At 69.8% G+C, this 215-nt stretch carries 1 pseudogene; it reads left to right on the top strand.

The window, feature by feature from the left end:
• A pseudogene (locus ACLQ24_RS30800) lies at positions 1 to 215 on the top strand (DNA-binding response regulator); the annotation flags it as partial.

Here is a 215-nt window from a genome sequence, read left to right as displayed (position 1 = left end):
CTGCCGAACTGGATCCGGATGTGGTGGTGATCGACTGGCCGAATCGTGCCGTCGACGCGCTCGTCCGCATGCTGCCGACGAACTCCCGTGCCGTGCTGCTCTGCGACCCGACCGACCCGCCGGACCTCGGTCAGGCGATAGCCGCCGGCGCGCGAGGTTTCCTGACCCGTGACACGGAGGTCGACGACCTGCTCCTCGCCGTCGACGCGGTACGG

This window comes from Micromonospora sp. DT4 (genome assembly GCF_049841675.1).
GTDB lineage: Bacteria > Actinomycetota > Actinomycetes > Mycobacteriales > Micromonosporaceae > Micromonospora.
The sequence above is the reverse complement of the archived record's forward strand: the minus strand, read 5'-3'. Positions and strand labels throughout refer to the sequence as shown.